General features: G+C 75.2%; 8 protein-coding genes. 6 read left to right on the top strand and 2 right to left on the bottom strand.

Going from position 1 to position 4,363, the window contains the following annotated elements; translation table 11 throughout:
* On the top strand, positions 1–606 hold a 606-nt coding region (locus ACFU99_RS34785), incomplete at its 5' end, for an enoyl-CoA hydratase/isomerase family protein (protein WP_384399924.1).
* Positions 607–667: 61 nt separating this feature from the next.
* On the opposite strand, the gene ACFU99_RS34780 is transcribed toward ACFU99_RS34785, so the two are convergent.
* Positions 668–1,444 carry a hypothetical protein gene (locus tag ACFU99_RS34780; protein ID WP_384399921.1) on the bottom strand — a complete coding sequence of 259 codons (777 nt, stop codon included), beginning with the start codon at positions 1,442–1,444 and terminating at the stop codon, positions 668–670.
* A gap of 172 nt (positions 1,445–1,616) precedes the next feature.
* Here ACFU99_RS34780 and ACFU99_RS34775 point away from each other — a divergent pair, with 172 nt between their 5' ends.
* The 5 genes from ACFU99_RS34775 to amaP are packed head-to-tail and all read left to right on the top strand — an operon-like array spanning position 1,617 to position 3,968.
* Complete coding sequence (locus ACFU99_RS34775) at positions 1,617–2,105, top strand: Asp23/Gls24 family envelope stress response protein (protein WP_384399919.1); 489 nt, start codon at positions 1,617–1,619, stop codon at positions 2,103–2,105.
* Between the two features lie 12 nt (positions 2,106–2,117).
* Positions 2,118–2,309, top strand: a complete 192-nt coding sequence (locus tag ACFU99_RS34770) for a hypothetical protein (RefSeq protein ID WP_030889278.1) — start codon at positions 2,118–2,120, stop codon at positions 2,307–2,309.
* A gap of 54 nt (positions 2,310–2,363) precedes the next feature.
* Positions 2,364–2,702 (top strand): Asp23/Gls24 family envelope stress response protein, encoded by a 339-nt coding sequence (locus ACFU99_RS34765; RefSeq protein WP_384399916.1) that lies wholly within the window; start codon positions 2,364–2,366, stop codon positions 2,700–2,702.
* Positions 2,699–3,364: a DUF6286 domain-containing protein gene (locus ACFU99_RS34760; RefSeq protein ID WP_384399913.1), complete on the top strand. Its 666-nt coding sequence runs from the start codon at positions 2,699–2,701 to the stop codon at positions 3,362–3,364. Before ACFU99_RS34765 ends, ACFU99_RS34760 begins: the two co-directional genes overlap by 4 nt.
* A gap of 7 nt (positions 3,365–3,371) precedes the next feature.
* Positions 3,372–3,968, top strand: a complete 597-nt coding sequence (gene amaP, locus ACFU99_RS34755; RefSeq protein WP_384399910.1) for an alkaline shock response membrane anchor protein AmaP — start codon at positions 3,372–3,374, stop codon at positions 3,966–3,968.
* Positions 3,969–4,014: 46 nt separating this feature from the next.
* Here the strand turns inward: amaP and ACFU99_RS34750 are convergent.
* Positions 4,015–4,363, bottom strand: a 349-nt coding sequence (locus ACFU99_RS34750; protein WP_384399907.1) for an SDR family oxidoreductase, incomplete at its 5' end; no start/stop codon positions are given.

The following is a 4,363-nucleotide window of genomic DNA, read 5'->3' as shown; positions in this document are numbered from 1 at the left end:
GGCAAGTCCTTCTCCGCGGGCCTCGACCGGCAGGCGTTCACCCCCGAGGGCTTCGACGGCGAGCCGTCCTTCCTCGATCTGGCGCGCCGCCCGGAGAGCGAACTCGACGCGGCCATCGCCGAGTACCAGGAGGCGTTCACCTGGTGGCGGCGGAACGACCTCGTCTCCATCGCCGCCGTCCAGGGGCACGCGATCGGCGCCGGTTTCCAACTCGCCCTCGCCTGCGACCTGCGCGTCTGCGCCGACGACGCGCAGTTCGCGATGCGCGAGACGAGCCTCGGCCTGGTGCCCGACCTCACCGGCACCAAGCCGCTCGTCTCCCTGGTCGGCTACGCCCGCGCGCTGGAGATCTGCGCCACGGGCCGGTTCGTCCACGCCGACGAGGCCGAACGCACCGGCCTCGCCAACCTCGTCGTCCCCGCCGCCGACCTCGACGCCGCCGTCGCGGACCTGGCCGCGGCCCTCCTCGCGGCCCCGCGCGACGCCGTCATCGAGACCAAGGCGCTGCTGCGCGACGCCGGCGGACGCACGTACGAGCAGCAGCACGCGGCGGAGCGCGCGGCGCAGGGGCGCAGGCTGCGCGATCTGGCGGGCTTGTCGGACTGACTCGGACCGGCTCGGACTGGCTCGGGCCGACTCCGGCTGACTCCGGCTGACTCGGACTGGCTCAGTCCTCGGCGGTGTCCACCGCCGTGACGAGCACGGCGACCGTGACCGGGCTGGTGGCGCGCGGTGCCAGGGCTTCGGCCACCGCCGCGCGTACGGCCAGTGCCACGTCCAACGCCCGCCGGTCCGCGCCGACGGCGAGTTGGACCTGTACGTGGCGTCCCTCCGCCGCGTGGTCCTCGATCCGTACGGCGTGGGCGGCCGGGCCGCCGAGGGCCGGGGCCAGTCGGGTGACGCCGGGGACGCCGCGCGCCGCGTCTTCGACGGCGCCGGTCTCCGTATGGGCGCCTGACGGGGCGTCGCCGGGGGCGTACGGGCTCGCGGACGCCGCCGGGTCCTCGGCTTCCTCCGCGACAGCGGCCTCGGCCTCGGCCTCGTCGTCGAACAGCGACGTGATGTGCAGGTCCACCGTGTCCACGGCCAGCCCGAGACGGTCCACCGCCGTCGCCCGGAGGGTGTCGCGGAGCAGCCCGGCCGTCGTGGGCAGCGGCTGGTCGGCCGTGGCCGCGAAGCGGGCCTCGACGCCCAGCGGCCCCGGCGGCAGGGCGCTCGGCGGAGGCGGCACCGCCGTTGAACGTTCCACTGTCGCCCCGGAGTCGCTCGCCCCGATGCGGAGCCGGCCGAGGCGCACGCCCGGCAGCGCGTCAGCGGCTTGGCGCAGCACGCCGCGCGCCGCGCGCTCCGTGATCCACGCGCCGTCCGCCGGGCCGCCCAGCGGCAGCACCCTGCCGAGGCTCAGCTGCTGTCGTACCGCTTGTGCCAACCGGTCCGTGACCACGTGTCCGTCGCCCCTTCGTCCGTCCGTACGTCCAGCCTGCCGCACCGGCCCACCCGATCGGCGGGTGACGCGCCACGGCTGACGTATCCCCGGAGCGGGACGCCGGAATCGCCCTTAGGGTGGCAAAAGGAGCGGCAGGCCGCTCCTTCCCCGCGGAAAGGGATGAACGGCGATGAGCGACACGGCACAGTTCGACAAGTCCGGATCGTCCGGTCAGGACCAGGGCGGCGAGGGCAGAAGGACGCTCGGGTCCGGCGGCAAGCGCGGCGGCGCGCCGGGCGACCGGGGCCGGACCACCATCGCCGACGGCGTCGTCGAGAAGATCGCCGGGCTGGCCGCCCGCGATGTGGTCGGCGTGCACGCGATGGGTAGTGGTCTCTCACGGACCTTCGGCGCGGTACGGGACCGGGTGCCCGGCAGCGGCAAGTCCGTCACGCGTGGCGTCAAGGCCGAAGTGGGGGAGGTGCAGACGGCGCTCGATCTGGAGATCGTGGTCGAGTACGGCGTGTCGATCGCCGACGTGGCGCGCTCCGTGCGGGAGAACGTGGTCTCCGGGGTCGAGCGGATGACCGGCCTCGAAGTGGTCGAGGTCAATATCGCGGTGAGCGATGTGAAGTTGCCGGACGAAGAAGAGGACGAGCCGGAGCCGAGGCTCCAGTAGAAGGAGCACAGGATGAGCATGGCCGTGGTCGGTCTGATCGTGGGCATGGCGCTGGGCTTCGCCGGGTACTTCGGCGGGTTCGGAGCCTTTCTGCTGGTGGCGGCCCTGGGCGCCATCGGGTTCGTGGCCGGCCGGTTCCTGGACGGCGATCTGGAGCCGGGCGACTTCTTCCGCACGCGTGAGCGTGACGGACGCCGGCGGTGACGGTGCGTGGGACCGTATCCGGAGCGGAGCGGGAGCGCGCGGTGAGGGGGCACGGTGGAGCCGGCTGAGCGCGGTGCGACGCGCATCGCGGACCGGGTCGTATCGAAGATCGCCTCGCAGGCGGCGCGCGAGGCGCTGGCCGGACCGGCGGCCGACGGCGCGGCGGACGTCCCGCACGCGGCCGTGGCCGTGCGGGAGATGACGGCGCGGGTGCGGGTCTCCGTGGAGCTCGGCTATCCGTCCGACATCGGCGCGCAGTGCGGCGCGGTGCGCCGCCGCGTCGCCGAGCGGGTGCGGACGCTGACGGGCATGGAGGTGCCCGAGGTCGCGGTCACCGTGGAGCGGCTGCACTCGCCGCAGCTCCAGCGCGCTGGCCAGGGAAGGGTGCGATGAGCGACAGCGAACCGGGTACGCGCAGTTCGCCGATCCTGGAGAAGGCGTCGGGCGCGACAGAGGCCGGGCACACCGGGCGGCCGGGCGACGTGGCGGCCCCGGAGGCGGGCGGTCCGGACGGCGGCCGGGCCGGGCGGTTCTGGTCCACGCGGCGGGTGCCGGCCGTGCTGGCCGCCCTGGTGCTGCTGGGCGCCGCCGGGCTGTTCCTCTACGACGTGGCGGCCGTACGGGCGGACCGCCCCGCGATGCGGTGGCGCCACTGGCTCGCGGACCAGCTGGCGACCCGTCACCTCGAACACGGCTGGGTCGTCGCCGGGGCGGCGATCGCCATGGTGCTGGGGCTGTGGCTGCTGGTGCTCGCCCTGACGCCGGGCCTGCGCAGGTCGCTGCCGATGCGGCGGGCCGACGGCGTACGGGCCGGGCTGGACCGCGCCGCGGCTTCCCTCGTGCTGCGGGACCGGGCGATGGAGGTCGCCGGGGTGCAGTCGGTGCGGGTGGACGTCGGCCGACGGCGGGTCAAGGCGCGGGCGCAGTCGCATTTCAGGGACGTGGACGAGGTGCGCGGCGACCTGGACGCGGCGCTGTCCGACGGCATCCGCCAGCTGGGGCTGGTGCGGCAGCCGGGCCTGTCCGTGCACGTACGCCGACCGGCGAAGAGGTGAGCGCGCGGTGTTGAGGACCGTCAACCGGGTACTGATCGGGCTCGTGGGCCTGGTGCTGGTGGCGCTGGGCGCCGCCGTGCTGATCGGCGGCCTGGACCTGCCGCGCCGGTGGGGTTTCTCGCTGCCCTCGTCGTGGCCGTGGAGCGGCCCCCACGACGTGCTGCTGAGCGACGCGGACCGCACCAAGTGGCGGTCGGACGGCTGGTGGTGGCCGGTGGTCATCGCGGTGCTGGCCGTACTGGTGCTGCTGTGCCTGTGGTGGCTGCTGGCGCAGCTGCGGCGGCGCCGGCTGCGCGAGCTGCTGGTGGACAGCGGCGACGGCGAAGGCGCGCTGCTGCGCGGCCGGGCGCTGGAGGACGCGCTGGCCGCCGAGGCGGAGGACCTGGACGGCGTCGACCGGGCCCATGTGACGCTGCGCGGCCGGCGCACGGCGCCGCACGCCCGCGTGGGCCTGGTCCTCGAAGCCCACGCGGAACCGGCGGTGGCCCTGGACCGGCTGCGCACCGAGGCCCTGGAGCACGCCCGCGCCTCGGCGGGCCTGGACCGCCTGCCCGCCGAGGTCCGTCTCAGGGCGGTACGGCACCGGGCGCGCCGGGTGTCCTGACGGACGTGGCGGACGTCTTGGAGCCGCGCGCCCCGGCCCGTACGCGCTAGAACCCGTGCCGCGCGCCCCCGTCCACCGGCAGCATCACGCCGTTGACGTACGACGCGGCGGGCGAGAGCAGGAAGGCGGCGGTGCGGCCGAACTCGGCGGGGGTGCCGTAGCGGCGCAGCGGAATGGCGGCGGTGCGGCGCGCCTGGTTCTCCTCGACGTCGCCGCCGCCGAGCGCGTCGAGTTCGCGGATGCGGTCGGTGGAGATGCGGCCGGGGAGCAGGCCGAGCACGCGGATACCGCGCGGGCCGAGCTCCACGGACAGGGACTTGGCGAATCCGGCGAGCCCCGGCCGGAGCCCGTTGGAGATCGTGAGTCCGTCGATCGGCTCGTGCACGGACGCGGAG

The organism is Streptomyces sp. NPDC057654, assembly GCF_042800135.1.
Taxonomy (GTDB): Bacteria; Actinomycetota; Actinomycetes; order Streptomycetales; family Streptomycetaceae; genus Streptomyces.
The sequence above is the reverse complement of the archived record's forward strand: the minus strand, read 5'-3'. Positions and strand labels throughout refer to the sequence as shown.